The following is a 23,971-nucleotide window of genomic DNA, read 5'->3' on the forward strand; positions in this document are numbered from 1 at the left end:
TGCGGCAAGTTTAGAATGACTAAAGGAATTATAAAAAAGCGTTTATGGATACCGTTCTGATTGTCGATGATAACCAAGCTGTGTGTAATGCATTGTCTTTAATGTTAGAGCTTAATGGTTATCGCACTCTTACGTGTTTATCACCCGAAATCGCCCTAGAATTAGTGCAATTGCATGACGTGGCGCTGGTGGTACAAGATATGAACTTCACCCAAGACACCACTTCAGGTGAAGAGGGAAAAAGCCTATTTTATGCTTTTAGGCAACTGCAGCCCAGTCTTCCAATTATATTACTAACAGCATGGACTCAACTCGAACTCGCGGTAGAGCTAGTGAAAGAAGGGGCCGCTGATTACATGGGTAAGCCTTGGGATGACGCCAAGTTACTCAACAGTATTAATAATCTCATTTCACTGCATCGTTTATCTAAAGAAAATGCCCAGTTAAATCGAGTTGAAAGTCAACGTATGCTAGCGATTAAAGATGCTGACCTATGCGGCATTGTCTTTAATAGTGGCACGATGCAACGCTGTGTTGATTTAGCATTACAAATTGCTAAGTCTGATGTATCGGTATTAATTACTGGCCCTAATGGTGCGGGTAAAGACAAGCTTGCCGATATTATTCATGCAAATTCGGCGTTAAAAAATAAGCCGTTTATAAAGGTCAATATTGGTGCCTTACCAATGGACTTACTAGAAGCTGAACTATTTGGTGCTGAGGCTGGGGCTTTTACTGGCGCGAATAAAGCTAGAATAGGGCGTTTTGAAGCCGCAGATGGCGGTAGTTTGTTTTTAGACGAAATAGGCAACCTGCCACTTTCTGGCCAAGTTAAATTACTGCGAGTACTGCAAACAGGTGAGTTTGAGCGCCTAGGTAGCCACCAAACTCGTAAAGTGAATGTGCGGGTGATTAGTGCCACTAATGCTGATTTAGCTGAGGATATTCAAACCGGACGTTTTCGAGAGGATCTATTTTACCGCCTCAACGTGATTGAGTTAGCCCTTCCTGCATTAAATGAACGCAAAGATGATGTATTGCCCTTAGTGCAACATTTTATTGGAGCTGATTTTTCATTGTCACGACATACTCAGCAAGCATTACAGGCTCACCATTGGCCTGGAAATGTACGTGAGTTAGAAAATGCCTGTAAGCGAGCGGTGGTTTTGGCGCAAAGTGCTGACTTAGTCGCAGCAGACTTTGGCTTAACAACTAAACACGCAACAGATACTGTTTCAGATGGAGTTGCTATTGGTGCCGTTGAACCGCAAACGCTAATTTGCGGTGAGCCAAGCAAACAGATGAATAACGACTTAACCATTAGCGAACCTCGCGTAGACGAGAAAGCCGATATTGTGGCTGCACTTGAACAGCATAAAGGCGTAATTGCGAGGGTGGCTAAGTCTTTGGGATTGAGCCGGCAAGCGCTTTATCGCCGCATGCAAAAGTATCAAATTGATAAGTAGAACAGGAGTTCAGGTATCACAGTTTCATTAAGGGTTAAGTTGATTGCTAGCGCGACTTTGGCGTGCGCAGCAGGGCTGTTGTTAGCGTTTACGGGATTACTTTGGCTTACGTCAGCCGAGGTACAACAAAGTATTGTTTCTGAGTCTTGGTTATATTTGTTGCTATTTACATTGGCAATCTTATTAACCGCTGCGATAAGCTATTTTGGCACTCGTAGCCTAGCTTCAAGTTTGATGGCGTTAGAGGTAGGGTTACTTAACTTTAAAGATAATGATTTTAGTGTCAGCATTCCGGTTAGTGGTGACACTCAGTTAAGGGCGCTAGCCAGTTTATTTAACGATTCAGCCAAGATTTTGCGTAAAGAGCGCCAGTATATTTATCAACGAGAGTTGTTACTCGATAAAGTGATTCAGAGCTCGCCAAATGTGATGTTACTGCTTGATGATGAGCAGCGGGTGATCTATGCCAATGACGCAGCTCGGCATCTGTTTTATGACGGGCTTAGAGTCGAGGGGATGAAACTTGATGCATTGCTTGAAGGCGGATCTGCAGAGTTGGTTAGTGCGCTCAATAATCCTAAAGATGGTTTGTTTTCACTAACAGATAACTCCGATGATGATGCACAAACCTGGCATCTATCCCGTGGTCAGTTTTTACTTAATGGCCAATTCCATCATCTTATCTTGCTTAAACAGATGACGCGCGAACTTAATCGGCAAGAAGTCGCAGTGTGGAAAAAGGTTATTCGTATTATCAGCCACGAACTCAACAACTCGGTGGCCCCTATTGCCTCAATGGTCAACTCTGGGCGGATGATCACTAAAGATTTAAATGATCCTAAATTACAGCTCATCTTCGACACCATTGAAGACAGAACAAGTCATTTAAGCCAGTTTATCTTTAATTATGCCCGCTTTGCTAAGCTACCTTTACCGAGTAAATCTAAAGTTGATTGGCAAACATTAACGGCGCAATTAAAGCAACACTATCAATTTGAATTACTCGGGGAGCTACCTGCGACTGAGGTGTATTTTGACCTGATTCAGATGGAGCAGGTATTGCTTAATCTACTTAAAAATGCCCATGAGTCAGGGTCTGATCTTGCAGAGATCACTCTAGAGATAAAGCAGCCTAATAATCCACAAGAGTTATGCATCGAGGTTAAGGATTCGGGGTCAGGGATGTCGGCAGATGTATTAAAGCAAGCGCTATTGCCATTTTACTCAACCAAGCAGTCTGGTACAGGCTTAGGTTTACCTTTATGTCGTGAAATTATCGAGTCGCATGATGGCCGAATTAGTCTACATAATCGTGATGAAAAGGGGCTTTGCGTTAGCTTGTGGTTGCCACAAGGGTGACGAATGAGCATAAACATAAAAGGTCAGCAATTGCTGGCCTTTTATGTTTGATGTTCAAATTTGCTTTTAGCTAAAAAGAGTATTTTTTAATTCTGCAGCAGGTACCTTAAACGGCTCAATTAATCTAGGTGGCCTAAGAACCAGTGCTCCTTGGCAGTTTTTGCAAGTAAAGTGCAGCTTTTCACTGCAAGATTTACAATAAGTACACTCAAATGAACAGATGTAAGCGACGTCTTTACGGGCTAGTTTAGTTTTGCACTGTTCGCATTGGGTCTTCATTCTTAACATATATTCACTCCTTTGAATATGACATTAATATTAAGCTAATCACGGCTGTAAGGCTCTTCCATGAGTACGCTATTGGTTCGTTAAGCTAGGCTTTCATTGCATTCCAAAACATCGAAAAACTGGCCTGTTTATGCAATTCATCGTCCCATGTTTCAGGGTTATCAAGAAAGAAGCGTGTGGCCGCTAAAAATTGACCATGACAACTTTCCTGCATCAAGGATAGTGGATAATTCGCCAGCTCGCCTGTTTTTTGTCCATGCTGGATCAGCTCACCCATAAAGCTCAAAATGCCATTCATCGCTTGCTGTCTAATTGCTGCTGGGATCGACGGAGACATAGAGTATTGCTGGAAAAACTCCTGTTTTAACGGATTAGTCATTGCCCAATCAATGGCGACTTGCCACAGATGTAAGGCATCAGCTCTTAAGTCATCCGTTTGACTGATTTGTGCTTGAATCGCATCAGCAAACTCTTGCTTGATGGATAAAAACAGATAATTCATTAACTCATCTTTTGACGAAAAATGATGAAATAAGGTACCTGTTGCTGCGCCTGCTTGCTTAGCAATCGAGGCGGTTGATGTGGCATAAAAACCCTGGCTGACAAATAGTGTCAGCGCAGTGTCTAAAATGGCTTGTTTTTTATCGATACGACCCATTGATTCTTTGCCCTGTCAGTCAATTAGCGTAGAAAGAACTTCATCAACATACGTTGGATAAAGCCACCGTATGGTGGGTGCACCAGTTTACCAGTATTGAGGAACTTGCCTCTACTTAGTACGGTTTTAGCGTGACTTAACGTTAAGAATCCTTCTTTACCATGATAATGACCCATACCAGATGGGCCAATACCACCAAAAGGTGCGTCATCAGCCGCAACATGAAATACGGTTTCATTAATACAAACACCGCCAGAGTGTGTGTGTGCCAGTACATGTTTTTGAACCTGGCTATCAAAACTCATTAGGTATAGCGCTAATGGGCGTGGTCGCTGATTAACATAGGCAACCGCTTCATCTAAAGTATCGTAAGGAATTACAGGCAATAGCGGGCCAAAGATCTCTTCTTGTAGTAGCAACATATCATCAGAGCTGTTTTCAATAAGTTGAGTAGGGACTTTACGTTTGTCGCTATTAATGGCTTCATCATTAGCACTAGTAATTGTTGCGCCTTTGGCTTTAGCGTCGTCAAGTACGTGCATAATGCGATCAAATTGACGTTGATTAATCACACTGCCGTAATCTTGGTTGTCGCTAACTTTGCCATACATGCGACTAAATTTAGTCTTATAGGCTTGAATAAAGCTATCGACTTTAGTGCGCGGAACGAGTACGTAGTCTGGTGCAACACAGATTTGCCCTGCATTAAGACATTTGCCATAGATCATGCGCTCTACGGCAATATCCATATCGATATCATTAGCGATAATCACTGGTGATTTGCCACCAAGCTCAAGTGTTACTGGCGTGAGGTTGTCTGCAGCAGCACGCATCACGTGACGGCCTACGGTAGTGGAACCTGTAAACAGCAAATGATCGAAAGGCAGTGATGAAAACTCTGCGGCAACGTCTGCTTCACCTTCGATACACACCACGTGGCTATCATCGAAGATGCTACTAAGCATCGCTTTAATGACCTGGTTTGTTTCTGGGGTAAATTCAGACAGCTTAATCATTGCGCGGTTACCCGCAGCGAGCGCTGTAATAAGCGGTCCTACAGATAACATAATCGGGAAATTCCACGGTACTATGATGCCAATAACACCTAACGGTTGGTAATGAACTTTTATTTTGGCTGGTGCCAACAGTAAACCTGCGTGGCGAGAACTAGGCTTCATCCACTTTTTTAAGTGTTTTAAGCTGTAATTGATATTATTAATGCAGGGCATGATATCTGAGATCATGCTGTCATCGACTGAGCGGCTCCCATAATCACGGTTGAGCGCTTGGACTAACTCTTCTTGGTAAACCAATATTGCCGCTTTTAGGCTCTTAAGGTGCTCGATTCTGGCGTCATATGCTGGTGTTGGTTGTGCCATATAACTGCTACGCAGTTTGACTAACACTTGGCTAAGCGGTACCGCTGTTTGATTATCAATATGCATATTCATTAAACGAGCTCCAAAAAAGTTCTTTAATTTACCGACTGATTAGTCGGTCTAACTATAATGAAGTTTTTATTAAAGATCAAATAGCCACAGAAAGTGTGATGTAGATCAAATTCAAATATCGTCAGAGTTCTAAAATTGAGTTAGAGAGCAATCTATGGAGATAAGCAAATGGCTAATGAAACACATGGCATATCAATAGGAATTGAGCGCAGTGGTAGCAAGTTTTATATGACTTTTGTTGCCGTTGGTAAGTTAACTCATGAAGACTATGAGTACATGGTTCCTATGCTGGAGTCGGCAATTGCAGGTGTCGAAGATCCTGAGATAAATGTGCTTGCAGATATCAGTGAGTTAGATGGCTGGGAGTTGCGAGCAGCATGGGACGACCTGAAAATAGGCATTGATCATGGTAAAGCATTTGAAAAAATAGCTATCGTTGGTGAGGGCAGGCTACAAGAGTGGATGGCTAAAATAGCGGACTGGTTTACTCCCTACGATGCTAAGTTTTTTGATAGTAAAAAAGAGGCACGAGAGTGGCTTAATGACTAGTCTTATTGAGTAGAGGAAGTGAATAAGCGGGTAGTTTTTTAACGCTATAATGCGAGCTTTAGATTACGACATAGCGAAATTCACTATGGCGAAAATAAGTGAATAGATTATTGTTTGGAGGAAGTGGTTATGCGTACACGTCAAATCTTATGTCCAACAGACTTTTCTGAAACAGCTTCCCATGCTCTTAAGTATGCGATTGAAATGGCGAACTTATATCATGTGGGTCTGCGTATAGTGCATGTTATCGAGCAGCCTGTTGGCGTTGATAATTATCAGATCCTCACCGTTACACCACAGGAATTGGCACAAAGCATGGAAGATAGTGCAGCAGAAAATATGAAAACGCTATTAACTGAGTTAAAGAGCGAGCTTTCAGTGGAATCTGTTATTCGCCACGGTAGTGCGACTGAGCAGATTTTAAAAGAAGCTGAAATGTCGGAGGTCGGCATGATTGTGATTGCTAGCCATGGCCGCACCGGACTTTCTCACTTCTTACATACTAATGTTGCTGAAGGAGTGGCAAACCGCGCAGAATGCCCTGTATTAGTGGTTAAGTAAGACGTTAGTTTGCTTATTATTGAATGAGTTTTATCGTGTTGTTCGTTTTGTAAGAAGCTGTTTTTTTTAATAGCTTTATTTATTGACCAATCGAGTCCAATTTGACTCGATTGAGGAGAACTTATGCGTACCCGACAAATTTTATGTCCAACTGATTTTTCCAAAACAGCTTCTCATGCGTTGAGTTACGCCATCGAGATGGCAAACCTTTATGGGGTTAATTTACGCTTAGTCCATGTTATGAGTGAGCCGTTTAGTGAATACCATTATGGCATTGCGGTTGAATCAGTTGAGCAACTTGACCTGCAAATAGAATCCGCTGCTGATGAAAACCTAGATAAACTCAAATCTCAAGTCCAGCAAGAGCTTAATCATGGCTTGGCAGTGCAAACTGTATTGCGTAAGGGCGACACATTAGACCAAATTTTAGAAGAGGCTGAGGTCGGTGAAATCGGCATGATAGTCATTGCTAGCCATGGTCGTCAGGGAATTGCACATTTGCTCAATCCTAATATTTCAGAAGCATTAGCAAATAAAGCTAAGTGTCCTGTATTGGTGGTGAAGTAATTGTATTGACGCGTTAGCGAACAAGCAGCGTTTTTTTATACGCTTTAAACAAAAAGCCAGTGCTGTAAGCACTGGCTTTTTAGTTTGGTAAGAGCTACGTCTACATGCGTTAAAAACTAGAACCTGGTTGTTCTAAAAATGCAACTTCAGCAGCGGTTGATGTCCTGCCTAAAATGGCATTGCGGTGTGGGTAGCGACCAAATTGATCGATAATCGCTTTATGTCTGAGTTCGAAGTCTAAATTCCCTTGTGCAGCTTCTCGGCCGAATAATCTTACGGCGACGTCATGCACCACTTTAGATTCACTGTGCATATAAGGCATAAACAAAAAGGGGACTTGTTTGGCTTTTAGCTCTGAATCGATATTGAGCGCTACGGCTTCTTGGGCGAGGGCCAACGCTATTGGGTCCGCAGCAAATGCTTTAGGTGTATCACGGTAGATATTGCGAGAGAATTGATCTAACACGATGATCTCTGCCAGTCTGCCTTCAGGAGTTGCCCGCCAATGGTATAACTCCCCTTGAATAGCTTGCTCTAAAAGCCCGCCAAAGCGCTGTTTGATTAAGCTGTCAAACTCGACATCTTTAACCCACCATTGCTTAGGTTCAATCTCTTCAAACCAAAAATGAATGATCATGTCTGGGGTTATTGGTTTTGCTAATGTGGGAGTGATTTGAGTCATTGCTATATCCAGTTTCGGTGGTCGTTATGAATAAGCGCAAGCGATTGCTCGGCAATAGCGCGCGCGGCAATAATAGAAATGTAAGGCAAGGTTACTGTACCACTCGCAAGGCCAATTTCAAGGTTTGCTAAGCCACTGCGTTTTTGATTAGGTGATTGTGAAATCGCAACATGTTGCACCTTACTCAGTGCGATAAGTTGCCAGCTATGGCCAAGCAAGCCTGAGTGGAACCACAAATTATCCCCCTCTAGCGCATAGCCGTATTGGCGGTACTTGAGATAAATCCCTAAACAAAACAGCATCGCAGCAATCCAAAGAATATCGGTAAATAGGTTCAAGCCTAAAAAGTAGGTGTTAATCGCAGGGACTAATAGTGGTAATAAACCACGACGCCAATACCAGCCTAAGTGGATCCTTTGGTAACGCTTAGGTAAGGTTCGTGCTGTTGCCTCGATGCCTTTAAGCTTAGGGAGTAACTCACCAATATCGCTGCGAGACATACTCGGTACCAACATATTGGTATTACCTTGAGCCTCAATTTCATGGCCTTGAACTTGTTTAAAGTAAACGGTCCAGAGCTTTAGTAAGCGGCCTACAAGTGGTTGATAAAATTTAACGACTTGAATGCGCTTAATTGCCAAAGCATCGTTTTGTTTGGCGATTATGCCGCCTGTACGATGTAGGGTATTACCACTACGACTGAGTTTATAAGGGAAGTATTTCAGCACTGCAGAAATAATAGATAGAATTGAAAAAAGGAGGTAAAACACGATTAAAGCCAGGCAAGCGAGTAACAGCTGCAACACAATACTACTGCTAAGGTTCGTTTCATACCATGCTATGAGCGTCTGTACTTGTTGCAAGTTTTCCATCGACTCCCAGTCTAGTTGACCAAAAATGGGACCAAGAATGACCGCTAACCAAATGGCGTTATTTTGGTAAAGACCAAATAGCAGTAGTTGTTTTAAGCTTTTACGGCTAACGGTATTAACCTGTTTCACTGAATTTTGGTTTTGAGACTCATGGCTGAGCTGAGTACTAGATTGATGATGGGCATCATGCTCTGCCATGAGTTGCTTTTTTAGGGTTAGGGCATCTTTGTAGTCAAGGGCCGATAGCTCTGCCTCATTACTTTTGGAGCCGGCTGTTTCTACAATAATTCGATATAACCCCATAGGCCGAAAATATAGGGGTTGCTCTAAACGAACGTTTTGGATTTTAGCAAATGGCAGCTCGTCGGCTTTCTTAAAGATAATGCCATGTTTGATAATGAGCTTATCGGTTTCGACCTTAAAGCTAAACTTGAGCCACTGCAGTACACTAAATGCCAAGATAGCGCCAATAACACCAACAGCTGCTACGATAACCCAGGGACTGCTAAAGCCCTTTTGCCAACCAGCATAAACAACAGGAATAATGGCATAACCACTGCTAAATAAGTTTTTGGCAGCCATTAAGGTAAAGCTGATAATCGACCAAGCTGAGAGTGATGACCAATCGGTAAATTTATGCGTCATCATTGCGACCTTGCTGCAAAGCCGTGCTGTGTTTAAAAGGCTTTTCTTCAGACAATCCCTCTTTAGCCTCAAGTGGATTACTCGTGTGATTGTCTGTTTCGCTTTGCTCAGTGGCAGCCGCTTTTGTGGTTAAAGCCTCAGAGACGAACTCTTCATCTTTGTCAGGCTTTAATGCTGCAGTAGTTGCTGCAGCAGGATTGGCTTTTGCTGCTTGTGCGAGTAGGTGTTGGCGTAGATGTTCAGCTGTATCTTGCTCAATGCCGGGGAGTTCAATCTCTGCAGACCCACTGCCAGCACTGAAACACTTGATGCTAGCAAGATTAAAGTGACGTTCAAGTGGACCATGAGATAGGCTGACGTGCTGCAATCTTGAATAGGGCAACGAGGTGCGTTTTTGCCACCAAAAGCCTTTTTGCATAATTAGCTCGTGGTCACAAACTGCATATGCAAGCGATTTAGCATGTTGATAGCGCACATAGCTCACCAAGCTAATAATGATTAACGCGCCAATGCTAACGGCTAAAATTCTTGTTAGATATAAATCACCAGGCAGAATAATGATGAGTGATGCAACTACTAGCAACAGGCAGCTAAATATCAGGCTTTCTATATTGACTTGAGCGTAGTGATTAGGACTGACAGGCTCGAGTGGCACTTGATCGAAACTTTGCCATTGGCTTTGATGAACAGGGAGGTGACTAGCAGCTTCAGAATTAGCTGGAGCTAAAGCTTCTGTGGTAATAACGTTGTCATTATCCTGAAAATTGTCCGTCTGTTTGGCATGCGCTTCATGCTCTAGCTTACTGTCCATGTCACTGCTCATGTGTCACCATTCATGTGATTGCTGCTCTTTTGTTCTAATCGACTATATCAGCATGACAGAGGTTTTCGCTATAGCGAGACATATTTGGCAACATATTGTGGTGAATGTGGCACTCAGCTACTTGTTATTTGTGCGCAATCACGTAATTTATCGGCAACTCTTTAAATAATAACAATAGCTAAAAAATATGAGCCTCAACTTTACCGAATCTAAACAACAAAAAGCGTTTTTACGAAAGCTATATATTGCTTACTTGATTGACAGTGAAAGGCATAACTTATTATCGCTACATAAGTTAACTAATATGCCGCGTCGAACCTTACAAGATGCTATTGCAGTATTGGGCGATTTAGCTATTGAGTGTGAGTTTATACAAGACGGCGAGCGTAATAATGCCGGTTTCTATCGTATAAACCAGTGGGGAGCCATCAACCGAGAATGGGTTGAGCTTCACCTTGCTGAGATTGAGCAGCAGCTTAGCTAAGTGTTTTTAATTGGCGATACTTGCAGTCGATAAGTGATAACTGTGAGTTTCGCTAGATTATTCGCATCTATAACGCCAGCGCTCTTGCGCGGGCATCACTTTGGCTGCCAAATGGGCAACCTTAGTGCGTTAGTGAGATCTGAATATATAAACTAAGCCTTTCAAATAAGCACTTAGTGCCTCTTTTCCCCAGTAGTCTCGTATCTTGAGCTGTTAATTTATCAAGCTTAGTCAATTGTTTGAGTTATTTAACACAAAATTAAGCCTTGCTTATTACACTGCGCGATCTTTTATAATCGATGGCTGATATTAGGCGTCGGTATTTTTAATTTAATGCATATTTATAGGAGCACGGCGTGCTTGCGAATGTTTCTGGCTTACAGTCACAACTAAAAAAAATTGATAATAGTAAGTTTTTTCAAGGCTTCATTATTTTCGTGATTGTGGTCTCTGCACTATCTATTGGTGCACATACTTACCATTTGCCGAGTTGGATGGAGAGTGGCCTTGCACTGTTAGATATTGGTATTACGGTGTTTTTTGCCATTGAAATTGTCATCCGCTTTTTAGCCAGCGATGGTCCCAAGCGATTTTTTAGTAATGGCTGGAACGTATTCGATACCATTATTGTGGTTGGTAGTTTAGTACCAGCTGGTGGTTCGGCTATTTTACTTGCCCGTTTACTGCGTATTTTCAGAGTATTACGTCTAGTATCTATGATCCCAGAGCTGCGAATGTTGGTTAATGCACTGCTAAAAGCCATCCCTCGCATGGGTTATATTGCATTATTGATGTTTGTGATTTTCTATATTTATGGCGCCATAGGCAGCATGTTCTTCGCTCATGTGAATGATTTTCTTTGGGGCGATGTGTCAGTAGCTATGCTAACACTGTTTAGGATCTCTACATTCGAGTCATGGACTTCAATCATGTACGAAACCATGGCGGTATATCCATTAAGTTGGATTTATTATTTGAGCTTTATCTTTTTAACGGCATTTGTATTTTTGAATATGATGGTGGGTGCTGTCCTTGATGTGATGACTCAAGAAACCGCGGCTATGCGCGGTGAAGAAGAGGCTAAAGCACCTGAAGAACTACCAGCTAGTGCAGCTGATGTCGCAGAGCTAAAAGTGCAGATTGAGGAACTTAAAGGCCTATTGCTTAATAAAGCCAGCTAAGGCTGCAAAGTCTGATTATCACGGTCATTCATATTTTTTCATAATGTTGGTTTTTTAATTCATATTTACTCTCAAGGTTGTTAATAACTTGAGAGTAAGCTCTAACCAAATTTAGATACAAGCTTAGATGAAAACCTAAATTGTAAACTTAGGTGAAACTATAGATTAGTATGAGCTGATATTGCTAAGCTTAGCTAAATCTATGAATCGCTTAGGTTGAACATTTAGATTAATAACTTAGATCGAAGATATTGGGATGATGATTATGAAATTTACACATGCAATTATGCTTGGTAGCTTAGTTATGGCTGGTATGGGCTCTGCTGTAGCAGCAGATGACAACGAGTTACTAGGTGGCCAAATTAGCGGTAATGTTAAGTTTGCAACCGACTATGTATTCCGTGGTGAATCTGAAACTATGGACGGTGATGTGCCTGTAGTACAGGGTACACTTGGTTGGGCGAATGATGACGGTTGGTACACAGGCGTATTTGCTTCAAACATTAAGTTTGCTGATCCTAACCTTGAAATTGTTACCGCACCTTACATTGGTAAAGCGGGCGCATTTGGTGACAGTGGCTTTACTTATGATGTAATGGTGTTTTCATATCTTTATCCAGGTGCATCTTACTCAAACTATACAGAGCTTTGGGTGCGAGTAGCTAAGCAGTTTGGCCAAGCAAATATTCAATTAGAAGTCACGCCAACATTAGATGATTGGTTTGGTGTTGATGGTTGGCAAGGTGTGAACTACGCGGTTCACCCGAGCTATGATTTCAATAATGGTGTGAAACTATCTGGTTCATTTGGTTACCAAGACCTTGATGGCGAAGGTGCTGAAGGTTGGACACACTGGAACTTAGGTGTTGAAGCTAATTATGTTGGTCTAACATTTGACTTGCGTTATCACGGAAGTTCAGTAGATAACACACACTTAGTTTACGGCACCCAAACAGAAATCTTTGATGACCGTGTTGTATTTGGTGTTAGCAAGAGCTTCTAATCTCACCTGTTAGGTCCCCCTTTAAAAGCCAGCTTTTTAAGTTGGCTTTTTTACATCTGGCTTTTATCTATTATCTCTTTGACTTTGTTGCGATTTAATACTTGCGAACGCAACTGCTCGCTTTACGTGCTAACTTGTGTATATTATGTGCCGCATTTACTGCTAATCACGGCTTGATTATGATTGGTATAAGTAGACACTTTTATAGATAAAAGCGGTTTAGGGTTGAGGTAATATATGGGCTACCGAGTACTGGTTGTTGATGATGAAGCTGTCATCAGAGCTAGATTAAAAGGCTATTTTGAGAAAGAAGGCTATGAAGTGCTTGAAGCTCAAGATGGTGATCAGATGTGGCACGAATTTGACCGCCAACACATCGATCTAGTCATGCTTGATATTAACTTACCTGGTGTTGATGGTCTAAGCCTTGCGCGCGAGCTGCGTAGTAAAAGTCATGTTGGAATTATCTTAGTTACAGGCCGAGATGAAACTATCGATAAGATTGTTGGTCTCGAAATGGGGGCTGATGATTACGTGACTAAACCCTTTGAACTCAGAGAGTTACTGGTTAGGGTTAAGAACCTATTATGGCGTATGTCATTGGTGAAAAAAGCGGTGGCCGATAGCGCTGAACAAGATGATCCTAATGACAATATCATCGCTTTTAACGATTACGTGTTAGAGCTTAATAGCCGTCAACTGACGCATCAAGGTGAACAGATCAAGCTAACAAAAGCTGAGTTTGAACTATTAACAGCATTTTCACTGCATCCACAACAAGTATTATCGCGTGAGCGCTTGATGATGCAAACAAGCCATCGAAATCAAGATGTTAATGACCGTACTATTGATGTCATTATTCGTCGTCTGCGCAATAAGTTATCTAGTGAGTTGTTTGTTACTGTGCACGGTGAAGGTTATTTGTTTGCCGCTAAGGTCAAAGACTAAAGCTTACTCGTTAGTGCTATTTTTTTAGGTTCTCGCCAATAGGTAGCCTTAAGATGAAAGATTAAGTGATAAGTGCTGCTAACTCTCATTAACCCGATAAATAGGGTAGTAATCCGCGGGGGGTAAACTGGTTTTTAGCACATTTTTATTGATGTGTTCAGGGTATAAGCTTTTAATTTGAGGCCCTATATCGCCAAATGCCTTAGCACCCTCAAGTTCTCTAACACAAATATCGATAGCCAACTTACCTTGCAAAACAACTTGATCGTCGTTACTAAACGCCACTTTACCGCGATAAATTCCACGTAAAACTGCAGGCGAAAGATAACTGCTTATGAGTTTTACTTTATCAGTCAGCTGATATTGCCTCAGTATGCTGACCCCCGCCTCAACGGCAACAGCGCTACCCAAAATATAATCTGGCGTTTGCGTATCAAGCAAGGCTTCTAGCTCATCACGATAAAGATTACGGTTGTTATCTGCATGATGCACTGCGCTAATAGTAACATTACTACCTTCGACCGTATCGATAAGGCCTTGCTCTACTGAATCGCTGCCTCCCAACTTATCGGGGCCAGTTAGTAAAGCAATTGTGGTTGGTTGTTTAGTTTGTTGCTTAACGTAATTGCCAGCCGTTACCCCCATTTGATACCAATTAACACCAATCCGAGTGTTGACCTTTTTGTGCTTAAGGCGATTGACTAAAGCGGTAATGGGTTTGGTGATAGGCGCTGAGTAATAATCTAAAAGCTTAGGACTGACGCTACCAATAATGATGGCATCAAAGTCTTGCTTCATACAGTTATCAAGCTGTGTAAGTTGTTTATCTAGACCATAGTAGCCACCAGCTTCAAATAGGGCTAGCTCAATGCCGAGCTGTTTAGATTGTTGCACTAGACCGTAATTAATCCCAGTCCAATAGGTATCTTTTAGGTGAGGCACCAACACACAAATACGCCAGGTTTGTTGGGCGGACTTGAGCGGCGTAAGGGTTAGTAACTTTGTTTGTTGATGGGTTTCTGCATAGGGCGTTCTTTGTTCGAGTGACCAAGTTGACGTGTTTGTTTCTGCGCAAACCATAGGGCTTAAAAGGCATAAGCCAAAAACCAGTAATAAGCGTTGCTGCAGAACTTTAACCATGGATAAGGTCTCTATGAATCGAATGAGTAAAGGATTAATATTGTATCAGCTTAACAGATAACAGTGAGTGTATTGTTTTTGCCTAAATCTCCTTTGCCCAAATTAACTTTATCAAGAAAAAGCCTCATTGGCCGACTGATGCTTGCATTTGGTCTACTGGGGTCATTGTTATTGCTGTTGGTGACGCTAGGAAGCATTAGCTTACGTGGCTTGCAAGAAGCAGATAAATATTTGTATAACCGCGCGCTACCTGCATCAGAGGCTGCGAGTCAGTTAGCTTTATCAAGCAGCGCTTTAGCCGAAAACGCTAAACAATTAGGACTCACTGAAGATGAATCTCAGCGTCAGTTTGTCGGCCGAAAGCTGTCAATTGAAAGCGCTACCATGCTGGGTGAGATTAAAATTTTAAAGGCGCTTGAGGTTAATTTCGATTTTAGCCTTGAACAAAGTGCGTCAGAAATCATTGTCGATATCTCCAAGTTAGGAGAGCAGGTTGGTCGTCGTATTGCTGTCAGTGCCGATCTGCAACAGCAAGGCCGTGCGTTAGTTGATGCAGCCAATAAAAGTACTGAGTTATTGCTGGCAGAATTAGCCATTGTTGATTCGGGGATCTTATCGAAACTGAGTTTAGCTTACCCTGATGCAGTTGGAGCTGAAAAAACTGCGCAATTACTCGATACTCTTATCGAACGAGATTTGGATACCCAAGAACGGTTAAATCGCGCCCTAAAAATTGTGCATAATATCGCTTTAATTGGACAGATGTTCCAGTCTCCAGAGTTGGAGTCTGGAGTTTATTCATTGCTTGGAGATCTTGCGACTCGTTCTCCCCAAGTTCTCTATACCGTTCCTGCGCTAATTGCCGCACCAAAGAGCACGAAAGCTGGTAACGTAAATCAACAAGATAAGTTTGAAAGGGCGGTTACCAACGTTGAGAGCCGTTACCTATCTTCGCTTACCAGTTTAGCTAATATCATCCGAGATCCTAGCCGAACTAAAGCCTTATTAAAGCAATTTAGTGTGTTGCAAAAGCTGCCAGAAAGTATCGCTTTGCAGCAAGAGTATACCCAGTACAACCAAGCGCAAGAATTACAACTACAGAAGATTACCGACAAACTCGATGTACTTAATGATGTGGTAGCAACAGCCATGCAGTTTCAACGTCTAGAGGCTGAAAACGCTAGGCATGAATATTTGAAACAGCTGAGTTGGTCGAAAGCCGGGCTATGGGTAACGGGTTTACTGATGTTTCTAGTCATTTTCGTTGTAGTCTATAAAGTCATATATAAAGGCATTGCTTTAAAGCTTGATGCCGCGACTAAGGCGCTAGCTCAATTGAGTTTAGGTAATACAGCGGTAACCATCGATACCCAAGGTGATGACGAACTAGCTGCGATGGCGAGTGCCATTAAAGCCTTTAAACAAAAGACCGATCATAACCACAAATTACAGGCTGAACTTCGAGAAACCGCAGCAGAATTATATGAACACAAACAAGCATTAGAAGCCAAAGTTGAAGCGCGAACATTAGAATTAGCCGAAGCAAATATTCAGTTAGATAAAGAGTCTAAAGGCCACGTTATTGCCCGCGATATGGCCGAGCAAGCTAACCAAGCTAAGTCATTATTCTTAGCGACCATGAGCCATGAGATCCGCACTCCGTTAAACGGTCTTTTGGGAACGTTAACTTTGCTTGGACACTCAAACCTGCCGCCTGCCCAGCAACAAATGTTAGCGTTATCGCAATACAGCGGCACCCTGCTGCAAACGGTATTAAATGACATTTTAGATTTCTCGCGCTTAGAACAACGTAAGCTCGCTAATGAGCCGCGCGCGGTCGATTTAAATGAGCTGCTGGATCAGGTGTTGGCCATTATGTTAGCCGGAGCGGGCCTTGCCGGGCTCACTTTGCGCGGTACCCACACTGATTTACCTCAGTGGGTGTTTATTGATGGCCCTAAACTCAGGCAGGTATTGCTGAACTTGCTCGGTAATGCGATTAAATTTACTCCCCAAGGTATGGTTGAACTCACCGTTGAAGTTGTCGATAACCAGCTACAATTTAAAGTGCAAGATACAGGGGTTGGTATTGATGCCGCAGCAATGAGGAAGCTATTTAAAGCCTACAGTAATGAATCAAGTAAAGGTCGAGATCGTGGTACAGGCCTAGGTTTAGCGATCAGTAAACAGTTAATCGAGCTAATGAATAGCGATGCCAACAATTATTGCAATAATCAGAGATTAGTCTCTGATATAGCCTTGAGCGATGAAGGAGTATGGGTCAAAAGTGAAGTCGGCAAGGGCAGCTGTTTTGGTTTTAGTTTGCCACTGGTTATTTGCGATTGCCCAGATATTGAATTACAAACCCAGGCGAAAACGGTTGCCGCAAAACATGTGTTAGTGATTGAAGACAATAAGATTAATGCCATGGTTGCTCAAGGATTTTTAGCTCACTTAGGGCATAGCTCTGAGCTGGCTAAAAGCTGTGAAGGGGCGAGGCAAATTTACACAGCAGCCACGGCCAGCCAGTTTGATGCCATTATGCTAGACATTCAGCTAGGTGATGGCTCTGGAGTTGAGTTATTGGCTGAGTTACAAGCTGTTAATCAACAGGCTGAGCATCAAATTGAAATAGCGGCTTTTACGGCACAGCTACAATCCGATGATATGGAAAATTATCAAGCTAGGGGCTTTAACTTGGTATTGATGAAACCCCTCGATATGCAAGCTCTATCGAGCTGGTTGGGTAACGCAGAGCCGTTAGCAGGTAAACAACCATCAGCAAGTAACCAGACATCTGTCGATGTAGAGCGATTAGCTAGTGGAAAGTCTTCAGTCAACCAAGACGTGGGGCAAGAGTTATTAGATACATCGCAATTGGAGCAAGACCTCAACTACCTTGGGCTTGAAACCGTGCAAGAATTAGCTGAGCTGTTTAAACAAACCAGTGAAGTGCACTTTACTGGTTTATTGCAGCAAGATGCAGATGTTAAACATATTTTGCACGCGCTAAAGGGGAGTAGTGCCAATATAGGATTAGGCGCATTATCGGCCAAATGCAAACAGTTAGAGCTAGCAGGATTAACTGCAGATGAGTATCAAACTAATGAACATCAACCACTACAGGCGTTATGGTTACAGTCTCTTGATGCTTTAAGCCAATGGCTTGCTGAGCAAGTTTAGCCAATACTTTAAACCCGCAAGCAGCTCTTGAATGTCGTCACTGGTATTGACTGCGGGTCTATTTGAGTCGAGAAATTAACAACCTGTATCGACTGAACTTATGCTTGGTGTACCAGCTGTTTGCCAATGATAGTTAAAGTAGCAGTTAGTGGCTTTAACTTCGGCGGCAGTCGGTTGAGCGGTATCTAAAATGCTTTTAGGTGCACCAGCAACAGCATAACTGCCGTTTTCAACATAGATGCGATAGCGCCAGTCATTAACATCAAGTCCGGCTGCTTTAAATATTTCTGGCGGTGTTGCATAACCTGCGTTAAAACCCGTTCCGGTTGCTGTAGCAGCCCAAGGTTGATGATTACTACCTGTTATCTCAGAGAAAGTCACCACATCGGTTAGGCTACTTCCAGAAGTTAGGGTTTTTGATTTAAATAGTGATACCGCTGATTTGACTGACCCTACAGCGCCTTTAATCGCTGCGCTATTAGCGTCAGATTTTAGGTTAATAAATTTAGGCGCCGCAATGACAGCTAATATGCCTAAAACGATGATCACCACCACAAGTTCAATCAAGGTGAAACCCGCTGTGGCAGAAGAGTACTTTGGATTGGTAGTCGTTTTCATTATGTCATTTCAACATTCTAAGGATGAGTTAACAATGACACAGAAAAGTAGCAGATAAAAGTCATCAGAAAGGCCACAACAAGAAAAATCAGCTAAAACAAAAATGCCGACCATGAGTATCATGGTCGGCATTTTAAATTGTGCTTTTACTACAACAGCATGGTTAACTTAGTGGTTTTCGCTTTCAAGCCACTCGGCATCAGACTTGACCCAAGCATAGGTCAAGCGTGTTAATGCTTGATAAAAGTTGCCTGTATCAACCTCAGTAACCTTAGCTACAAAGTTGCCTAACCAGTTAGCTAAGTTAGCTTTAATAAAGTCATGCTGCTCCGCTGCAGTGCTATGAGTACAAAGGTGAGCAACATAAGCCAAGATCACCGCTAGGTGGTCTGCAGGCTCTGGGAACTCACTTTGTACTTGCAGTTGACTCTGTTTTAAAAACTGAGTCATCTGCTGATGCTGTTCACCAAAGAGCAGTGGTTCATCGCCTTTCTTAGCTGGCTTATCTGTTAAGTATAAGCTGGCATAAGGTGATGCGCTGTGTTTAGTGCCTACCAAGAACAACCCGCAATAGTCGGCGGCAAGTTCTAGTAGAGCTCGGTCGGTATTAAGCGTTGCCAACTCGGCAACTAATACATCAACGTCAGCTTTAAACTCAGCTTCGCTACCCAGTTGTGCCCAAAATTGTTTAGCTTGGTCACTGGTTAAATCGTGCAGCGTTTTATGGTCAATTTCTTTGGCAAATAATGACGAAAGTAATTGATAAATTGTGCTTCTAACCTGATCAACTGGGTTAACTTCAACTGTCTCTGTGTTCACAGCATCTTTAATCATAATGCAATCTCAATAGGGCCGCTAAATGAACTAACTGCAGGTACTTTACCTTGATACTTTTCGTAGTCAACAAGACAAGTATATGCAGAACAAGCCTGTGCAAGCTTAGAGGTACCAATGTCCATTGTTAAGGTATTTGGATCGCCATAACTACAGATAGCCCCAATTTTCGCGCCGCCTTCTTTGCTACCGTCTTCACCAACAGGGCCATACCAAGCACCTTCTTCGATACGGATAACGCCGCGAGGGAATTTTTCCGATACCACAGCACCCGCTAGTAATTGTCCGCGGTCGTTGAACACACGTACAATATCACCTGATTTAATGCCACGTTTCTTAGCATCTTCAGGGTTTAGGTATACAGGCTCGCGACCGTTAACTGTGTAAGTTTCACGGAACTCTTCTGATTCACACATTTGTGAATGCAGACGCTTGTCTGGGTGGCAAGACTGCATCCAAATTGGGTGCTTGTCTGAACCTGGACCACCATGGCTACGTTCTGCTTTTTCCATCCAAGTTGGGTGGCCTGGGCAGTCATCGTATTCATATTGAGCAATCTTACGGCTGAAGATCTCAATCAAACCAGAAGGCGTACCCAGTGGATTGATTTCTGGATCATCTCTAAATGCCGCGTGACGTACCCAAGGCTTACCTTCGCCAAAGTACACGTAACCTTCTTTCCAGAACTCTTCGAATTCAGGCATTTCAAACTTGCCTGCATTCGCTGCTTTACAGTCGTTGTAAAGCTTCACTAACCAGTCGTGCTCTGTCATGCCGCGAGTGTATTCTTTCTCTTTGCCAAGTAGTGCAGCAAAGCGCGTAAAGATCTCGAAGTCTGAAAGACTTTCAAATAACGGCTCAACCATCTTCTGCATCGCAAGCAAACCGCGGTTTGCGTATGCGCCATAGATGTCGATATCGTTACGTTCAAACGTGGTACATGCAGGCAGTACTATGTCTGAGAAACGACAAGTCGCCGTCCAGTTCATATCGATCGATACGATGCACTCAAGCTTGTGGAACGCTTTCTTCATGCGGTTACGATCTTGGTGATGGTTCCATGGGTTGTTACCTGAGAACACCATCATCTTAATGTCTGGATAAGTCACTTTAGAGCCGTTTGAGTCAATGGTTTTACCAGGCTCAAGGATTGAGTCAATCCAACGCGCAACAGGAATTGTGTTGCTTGCGCCTTTAAAATCATTGCTATCAAAAATAGGCTTCTGGCCTTCATCAAGGTTACGTGGGAACGCACCTGGCGCCGCAGCACCTGAAGACGGCACACCAATACTTGAGTAGTGGTGACCATAGCTAATACCGCCGCCAGGTAGGCCGATTTGACCAATCATGGTTGCAAGTACCGCTGCCATCCAGTAAGGCTGCTCACCGTGTTGCTGACGCTGAATACACCAGCCCATCAACATCTGTGTGCGATCTTTAGTCATTACCTTAGCAAGGTCACGGATGATTTCTGCTGAAACACCTGTGATCTCTGCTGCCCACTCAGGTGTTTTTTCTACACCGTCAGTTTGGCCTTTAATGTAAGGTAAGAACTTGTCGAAGCCTAAGCTGTAACCTTCAATGAACTTAGTGTCATGAAGATTCTTTTCTACCATTTCGTGAGCAATACCTAGCATTAGCGCTACGTCGGTTTGCGGATTAATGTAAAGTTGCTCACAACCTAGGTATTGCTGTGTTTTCGTGACGACTGGGTCAATACTGATCACACGAATTTCGCCTTTGGCTACTTTCTCTTTTAACTGAGCAAGGTAAGCGTAAGACTCATGTGTTTCAGCGTTCCAGCCGACTTGTAGGTTCTTGTATGGATCATTCGACCATAAAATGATGGTTTTAGAATGCTCCAGAATTAACGACCAAGAGGTACCTTGAGCGTAAACTTCGGTAGAACCTAAGATGTAAGGTAAAATCGTTTGCCCAGCACCTGTAGAATAGTCACCAATCTTCTTAACGAAGTTACCGTGCATGCCCACAGCGCGTTGCATGTGGCTGGTGCTTGAGTGCAACTGACCCGTTGCGCGCCAACCTGTTTGCCCCGCGTGTAGTCCTGATGGACCATACTTGGTTTGCACTTCATCAAGTGAATCTTTAAATAGGCGTAGTGCCTTATCCCAAGTTACACGTACAAAGCGAAAATCACCGCGTTGTGTGGTATCGCTTTGGTGACCTTTTAATAAAAAGTCTAAGCGTACCATTGGGTAACGAACGCGTGATGGGTTGTAAACTAAGCCCTTAATACCGTTGATCATATCGGTTGGATACATATCGGTATCGAAAGGTTTAACTTCAGAGATCACACCGTTCTTGCGCTTCATCTTGAACGCACCGAAGTGCGCTCCTGTTGTTAGCCAGCCGTCAGATGCATCCGCGCCAGCTGCCGCTAAAGCGTTTAGTGGCGCAAGTACTGATGATCCGCTAAGTACGACATAAGATGTTCCTACTAAGCCTTTTAGAAAGTCTCTTCTGTTCATTACGCTATGTCCTATTAGTGAGCTGACTTATCGAAAGTTGATGAATGCTCTTGTAAATACTTTTGTACCAAAGCCTGTGTATCTTGATCCATGTTGACGAATGCGATCATGCCTTGGAACATACCTGGCCATGTGTTGGCATCAAAATGCGCTTCAGCAGGCTGGGTGTGACATACGCTACAGCTTGTGCTGTAAGTGCTACGAGCGTAATCCCAAAGTGGCTGAAGGTCTGTTAGCAAGTAGTCGGTATCAGTCCAGATATCTGCTTCAACACGTTGCCATTTAAGGCCTGTCATTGGATCTTCTTTCTCTTCGAAAGTTCTAATCACACCTTCTTCTAGCGCAGCGTCTTTAGTTAACTGAGCCGATAGAATGTTTAAGCCAAAGTCGTAGTAGATCACTCGGCCAGCACCGATTTTCTTTCTCCAACCTTCGATTCCAATCTTAGCGCGGCTACCTTTCACTTCTAAGATTTTCACCTTAGTTGCGATATTAAGGGTGCCGGCTTCAACGTCTGTTTTTTCATTGAAGAATAATGGCTTAGTCAATGCTGAGAAGTAAGTTTGACCTACTTGTAAACCTGTTACGCCGCGGCCTACTTCTGCAATTAGTTCAGGTGCACGAGCGGTACCCATTTCTGGTAGTTTGTGCGCAATACCTTTGTGACAGTCAACACAACTTTGGTCTAGCTCGGCAGCGCGCTTCATCTGCTTAACAGCAAGCTTAGACATGCTGTCCCACTTCATTGAATCGTACTGGTGACAGTTTTTACATGCTGCTGACTTATCACGGTCAAAACGTTTCCACTCACGGCTAGCCATTTCAAGACGCTTATCTTCAAACTTCTCAGGTGTATTTACAGTGTTAAATAACCAACCGTATACGTCGTGAGATGCTTCTAACTTACGGGCAATCTTGCGGCCATAGTTATGTGGTACGTGACAGTCTGGACAGGTTGCACGAACGCCTGAGTGATTTGAAAAATGCACTGTCTGTTGTAGCTCTTTGTACGGTGTACTTTCCATACTGTGACAGCTGATACAGAACTCTTCTGTGTTCGTCGCTTCTAGAGCTGTGTTAAAACCGCCCCAAAAGATAATGCCCATTAGAAAGGCAGAAATACTGACACTGCCTAAGGTTAGATATTTAGCTGGTTTAGTTAGTGTGCGCCAGATGTTAAGTAACCATCTCATAACGGCATCCTCGTGATAAATTTAAAAATAGTTATTGAAATTAGTGAGACGCAACGCCACTAAATGTAAGCATGATCCAGATAACCAAGCCATATACGCTAACAACCGTGGCGGCTAATGCTGGAAATAGAATGAAGATGATAAAGCCCAGTGCCTTTAATTCATCTTTCTTACTGCTAACGTGTTCTTTTGGGGGACATTGCTCAGTCATGACTGTGTGCTCCGGCTAATCCATATTTTTTGATTGAGGTAAGTATAGTTAGTTAATGTGAATAGTGATGAGGGCATCAATGAATGAGATAAGACAACTTATGACAAAATATGAATAGAATTTTCATCAGCCAATCTTTCGCTATTTCGTTGAGTTTTATATCAGCTTTTAAAAGATAATTAAATGCTAAACAATGAATTGCGAAATTAAAAGGCACTAACAAATAAATTGTGTATGCCTTTTTTATCTATCTAAATACTGAAAGGGAGCGGTTTGCAGGAGCTAGCAGTAATGAAAAATTATTGAGTAAAAATAATATAAGCGATAAAGCCTATCCAGCTCAGGGTGAGTAATCCCCATGGCAGGTAAGGGCTAGCTGCGCGATCTTCTATATTGCTATGGTCCTGAGCGGCGATGTTAGCTTCACGAGCTTTGGCACGGCTTTCTTGTTTGCGCGCTTTATCTCGGTCTCTGGCTTTGCCTTTTTGCAGTTTCTTGTATTCAGCGATGCCTTTTTCGATCCCTTGAGCAATAAGCTTAGTCTGCTCCTTGGTTTGTCCCGGTTTTTGGGTTGATTTAGCCACTTGCAGTGCTTCTGTTTTAGTTTCATCAGAAATCACTTTTTTTGCTGCTGATGGTTTAGTGCCTGCTGGCTTATGGGGGGATTTTTTTGCGTTTGTAGCTGCCATGAATATTTGAATGCCTAGCGAAGAATAAGCGCACTATATCAGCTCTACTTTGAGTTGTGCAGTGCGCTTAAAAGTTA

At 42.8% G+C, this 23,971-nt stretch carries 23 protein-coding genes; 10 read left to right on the top strand and 13 right to left on the bottom strand.

The features are described 5' to 3' along the window. Window positions 1–44 precede the first annotated feature (44 nt). On the top strand, window positions 45–1,466 hold the full coding sequence (locus tag L2747_RS10135; RefSeq protein WP_248998914.1) for a sigma-54-dependent transcriptional regulator: 1,422 nt from the start codon (window positions 45–47) through the stop codon (window positions 1,464–1,466). A gap of 75 nt (window positions 1,467–1,541) precedes the next feature. Next, entirely contained in the window at window positions 1,542–2,825 is a 1,284-nt protein-coding gene (locus L2747_RS10140; protein WP_371985575.1) for a sensor histidine kinase, read from the top strand. 66 nt (window positions 2,826–2,891) lie between these two features. Here the strand turns inward: L2747_RS10140 and L2747_RS10145 are convergent, their stop codons facing one another. The 3 genes from L2747_RS10145 to L2747_RS10155 all read right to left on the bottom strand — a co-directional run bounded on the left by L2747_RS10145 (window position 2,892) and on the right by L2747_RS10155 (window position 5,222). Next, window positions 2,892–3,113 carry a DUF1272 domain-containing protein gene (locus L2747_RS10145; protein WP_346347782.1) on the bottom strand — a complete coding sequence of 74 codons (222 nt, stop codon included), beginning with the start codon at window positions 3,111–3,113 and terminating at the stop codon, window positions 2,892–2,894. 85 nt (window positions 3,114–3,198) lie between these two features. Further along, window positions 3,199–3,771: a TetR/AcrR family transcriptional regulator gene (locus L2747_RS10150; RefSeq protein WP_248998916.1), complete on the bottom strand. Its 573-nt coding sequence runs from the start codon at window positions 3,769–3,771 to the stop codon at window positions 3,199–3,201. Window positions 3,772–3,794: 23 nt separating this feature from the next. Next, window positions 3,795–5,222 carry a coniferyl aldehyde dehydrogenase gene (locus L2747_RS10155; protein ID WP_248998917.1) on the bottom strand — a complete coding sequence of 476 codons (1,428 nt, stop codon included), beginning with the start codon at window positions 5,220–5,222 and terminating at the stop codon, window positions 3,795–3,797. Window positions 5,223–5,390: 168 nt separating this feature from the next. On the opposite strand from L2747_RS10155, the gene L2747_RS10160 reads away from it, so the two are divergent. From L2747_RS10160 to L2747_RS10170, 3 genes are all read left to right on the top strand, one after another. Next, window positions 5,391–5,771 (top strand): SpoIIAA family protein, encoded by a 381-nt coding sequence (locus L2747_RS10160; protein WP_248998918.1) that lies wholly within the window; start codon window positions 5,391–5,393, stop codon window positions 5,769–5,771. Between the two features lie 129 nt (window positions 5,772–5,900). Then, a complete protein-coding gene (locus tag L2747_RS10165; RefSeq protein ID WP_248998919.1) occupies window positions 5,901–6,332 on the top strand; it encodes a universal stress protein in 432 nt (143 codons plus the stop codon). A 123-nt stretch (window positions 6,333–6,455) separates the two neighbouring features. Next, window positions 6,456–6,899 carry a universal stress protein gene (locus tag L2747_RS10170; protein WP_248998920.1) on the top strand — a complete coding sequence of 148 codons (444 nt, stop codon included), beginning with the start codon at window positions 6,456–6,458 and terminating at the stop codon, window positions 6,897–6,899. Between the two features lie 109 nt (window positions 6,900–7,008). Here L2747_RS10170 and L2747_RS10175 read toward each other — a convergent pair whose 3' ends face one another. From L2747_RS10175 to L2747_RS10185, 3 genes are read right to left on the bottom strand one after another with little or no spacing between them, the layout of a single operon-like run. Further along, complete coding sequence (locus tag L2747_RS10175) at window positions 7,009–7,581, bottom strand: DUF924 family protein (RefSeq protein WP_248998921.1); 573 nt, start codon at window positions 7,579–7,581, stop codon at window positions 7,009–7,011. Between the two features lie 2 nt (window positions 7,582–7,583). Beyond that, window positions 7,584–9,098, bottom strand: coding sequence for a PH domain-containing protein (locus L2747_RS10180; RefSeq protein ID WP_248998922.1), 1,515 nt, complete (start codon window positions 9,096–9,098; stop codon window positions 7,584–7,586). Further along, window positions 9,088–9,921 carry a PH domain-containing protein gene (locus L2747_RS10185; protein ID WP_248998923.1) on the bottom strand — a complete coding sequence of 278 codons (834 nt, stop codon included), beginning with the start codon at window positions 9,919–9,921 and terminating at the stop codon, window positions 9,088–9,090. Before L2747_RS10185 ends, L2747_RS10180 begins: the two co-directional genes overlap by 11 nt. 187 nt (window positions 9,922–10,108) lie before the next feature. Between L2747_RS10185 and L2747_RS10190 the strand changes: the two genes are divergently transcribed. The 4 genes from L2747_RS10190 (at window position 10,109) to torR (ending at window position 13,537) form a co-directional block, all read left to right on the top strand. Continuing rightward, window positions 10,109–10,405 (top strand): winged helix-turn-helix domain-containing protein, encoded by a 297-nt coding sequence (locus tag L2747_RS10190; RefSeq protein ID WP_248998924.1) that lies wholly within the window; start codon window positions 10,109–10,111, stop codon window positions 10,403–10,405. Window positions 10,406–10,761: 356 nt separating this feature from the next. Then, window positions 10,762–11,586, top strand: a complete 825-nt coding sequence (locus L2747_RS10195) for an ion transporter (RefSeq protein ID WP_248998925.1) — start codon at window positions 10,762–10,764, stop codon at window positions 11,584–11,586. Window positions 11,587–11,851: 265 nt separating this feature from the next. After that, window positions 11,852–12,589, top strand: a complete 738-nt coding sequence (locus L2747_RS10200; RefSeq protein WP_371985461.1) for a TorF family putative porin — start codon at window positions 11,852–11,854, stop codon at window positions 12,587–12,589. 237 nt (window positions 12,590–12,826) lie between these two features. Continuing rightward, window positions 12,827–13,537 (top strand): two-component system response regulator TorR, encoded by a 711-nt coding sequence (torR, locus tag L2747_RS10205; RefSeq protein WP_248998927.1) that lies wholly within the window; start codon window positions 12,827–12,829, stop codon window positions 13,535–13,537. A gap of 78 nt (window positions 13,538–13,615) precedes the next feature. Here torR and torT read toward each other — a convergent pair whose 3' ends face one another. Continuing rightward, complete coding sequence (gene torT, locus L2747_RS10210) at window positions 13,616–14,677, bottom strand: TMAO reductase system periplasmic protein TorT (RefSeq protein ID WP_248998928.1); 1,062 nt, start codon at window positions 14,675–14,677, stop codon at window positions 13,616–13,618. A gap of 138 nt (window positions 14,678–14,815) precedes the next feature. Between torT and torS the strand changes: the two genes are divergently transcribed. Beyond that, on the top strand, window positions 14,816–17,860 hold the full coding sequence (gene torS, locus L2747_RS10215) for a TMAO reductase system sensor histidine kinase/response regulator TorS (RefSeq protein WP_248998929.1): 3,045 nt from the start codon (window positions 14,816–14,818) through the stop codon (window positions 17,858–17,860). Window positions 17,861–17,935: 75 nt separating this feature from the next. Here torS and L2747_RS10220 read toward each other — a convergent pair whose 3' ends face one another. The 6 genes from L2747_RS10220 to L2747_RS10245 all read right to left on the bottom strand — a co-directional run bounded on the left by L2747_RS10220 (window position 17,936) and on the right by L2747_RS10245 (window position 23,894). Beyond that, entirely contained in the window at window positions 17,936–18,478 is a 543-nt protein-coding gene (locus tag L2747_RS10220) for a type II secretion system protein (protein WP_248998930.1), read from the bottom strand. 168 nt (window positions 18,479–18,646) lie between these two features. Further along, the gene (torD, locus tag L2747_RS10225) at window positions 18,647–19,312 is read right to left on the bottom strand and encodes a molecular chaperone TorD (RefSeq protein WP_248998931.1); all 666 of its coding nucleotides are present in this window, start codon (window positions 19,310–19,312) and stop codon (window positions 18,647–18,649) included. After that, on the bottom strand, window positions 19,309–21,801 hold the full coding sequence (gene torA, locus L2747_RS10230) for a trimethylamine-N-oxide reductase TorA (protein ID WP_248998932.1): 2,493 nt from the start codon (window positions 21,799–21,801) through the stop codon (window positions 19,309–19,311). The genes torD and torA overlap by 4 nt, the downstream gene beginning before the upstream one ends. Before the next feature lie 14 nt (window positions 21,802–21,815). Next, the gene (gene torC, locus L2747_RS10235; RefSeq protein ID WP_248998933.1) at window positions 21,816–22,994 is read right to left on the bottom strand and encodes a pentaheme c-type cytochrome TorC; all 1,179 of its coding nucleotides are present in this window, start codon (window positions 22,992–22,994) and stop codon (window positions 21,816–21,818) included. Between the two features lie 40 nt (window positions 22,995–23,034). Continuing rightward, a complete protein-coding gene (locus L2747_RS10240) occupies window positions 23,035–23,205 on the bottom strand; it encodes a periplasmic nitrate reductase, NapE protein (protein ID WP_248998934.1) in 171 nt (56 codons plus the stop codon). Between the two features lie 299 nt (window positions 23,206–23,504). Continuing rightward, the gene (locus tag L2747_RS10245; protein ID WP_248998935.1) at window positions 23,505–23,894 is read right to left on the bottom strand and encodes a DUF2956 domain-containing protein; all 390 of its coding nucleotides are present in this window, start codon (window positions 23,892–23,894) and stop codon (window positions 23,505–23,507) included. Window positions 23,895–23,971 lie beyond the last annotated feature (77 nt).

Source organism: Shewanella marinintestina, assembly GCF_023283845.1.
GTDB classification, from domain to species: domain Bacteria; phylum Pseudomonadota; class Gammaproteobacteria; order Enterobacterales; family Shewanellaceae; genus Shewanella; species Shewanella marinintestina.

Excerpts from the sequence above, each read along its gene's own strand:
- torA (WP_248998932.1), bottom strand. The coding sequence starts at position 21,801 with ATGAACAGAAGAGACTTTCTAAAAGGCTTAGTAGGAACATCTTATGTC.
- torR (WP_248998927.1), top strand. The coding sequence starts at position 12,827 with ATGGGCTACCGAGTACTGGTTGTTGATGATGAAGCTGTCATCAGAGCT.
- L2747_RS10190 (WP_248998924.1), top strand. The coding sequence starts at position 10,109 with ATGAGCCTCAACTTTACCGAATCTAAACAACAAAAAGCGTTTTTACGA.
- L2747_RS10185 (WP_248998923.1), bottom strand. The coding sequence starts at position 9,921 with ATGAGCAGTGACATGGACAGTAAGCTAGAGCATGAAGCGCATGCCAAA.
- L2747_RS10175 (WP_248998921.1), bottom strand. The coding sequence starts at position 7,581 with ATGACTCAAATCACTCCCACATTAGCAAAACCAATAACCCCAGACATG.
- torT (WP_248998928.1), bottom strand. The coding sequence starts at position 14,677 with ATGGTTAAAGTTCTGCAGCAACGCTTATTACTGGTTTTTGGCTTATGC.
- L2747_RS10240 (WP_248998934.1), bottom strand. The coding sequence starts at position 23,205 with ATGACTGAGCAATGTCCCCCAAAAGAACACGTTAGCAGTAAGAAAGAT.
- L2747_RS10160 (WP_248998918.1), top strand. The coding sequence starts at position 5,391 with ATGGCTAATGAAACACATGGCATATCAATAGGAATTGAGCGCAGTGGT.
- L2747_RS10150 (WP_248998916.1), bottom strand. The coding sequence starts at position 3,771 with ATGGGTCGTATCGATAAAAAACAAGCCATTTTAGACACTGCGCTGACA.
- L2747_RS10170 (WP_248998920.1), top strand. The coding sequence starts at position 6,456 with ATGCGTACCCGACAAATTTTATGTCCAACTGATTTTTCCAAAACAGCT.
- L2747_RS10180 (WP_248998922.1), bottom strand. The coding sequence starts at position 9,098 with ATGACGCATAAATTTACCGATTGGTCATCACTCTCAGCTTGGTCGATT.
- L2747_RS10165 (WP_248998919.1), top strand. The coding sequence starts at position 5,901 with ATGCGTACACGTCAAATCTTATGTCCAACAGACTTTTCTGAAACAGCT.
- L2747_RS10135 (WP_248998914.1), top strand. The coding sequence starts at position 45 with ATGGATACCGTTCTGATTGTCGATGATAACCAAGCTGTGTGTAATGCA.
- torS (WP_248998929.1), top strand. The coding sequence starts at position 14,816 with ATGCTTGCATTTGGTCTACTGGGGTCATTGTTATTGCTGTTGGTGACG.
- L2747_RS10200 (WP_371985461.1), top strand. The coding sequence starts at position 11,852 with ATGAAATTTACACATGCAATTATGCTTGGTAGCTTAGTTATGGCTGGT.
- torD (WP_248998931.1), bottom strand. The coding sequence starts at position 19,312 with ATGATTAAAGATGCTGTGAACACAGAGACAGTTGAAGTTAACCCAGTT.
- L2747_RS10245 (WP_248998935.1), bottom strand. The coding sequence starts at position 23,894 with ATGGCAGCTACAAACGCAAAAAAATCCCCCCATAAGCCAGCAGGCACT.
- L2747_RS10220 (WP_248998930.1), bottom strand. The coding sequence starts at position 18,478 with ATGAAAACGACTACCAATCCAAAGTACTCTTCTGCCACAGCGGGTTTC.
- L2747_RS10155 (WP_248998917.1), bottom strand. The coding sequence starts at position 5,222 with ATGAATATGCATATTGATAATCAAACAGCGGTACCGCTTAGCCAAGTG.
- L2747_RS10145 (WP_346347782.1), bottom strand. The coding sequence starts at position 3,113 with ATGTTAAGAATGAAGACCCAATGCGAACAGTGCAAAACTAAACTAGCC.
- torC (WP_248998933.1), bottom strand. The coding sequence starts at position 22,994 with ATGAGATGGTTACTTAACATCTGGCGCACACTAACTAAACCAGCTAAA.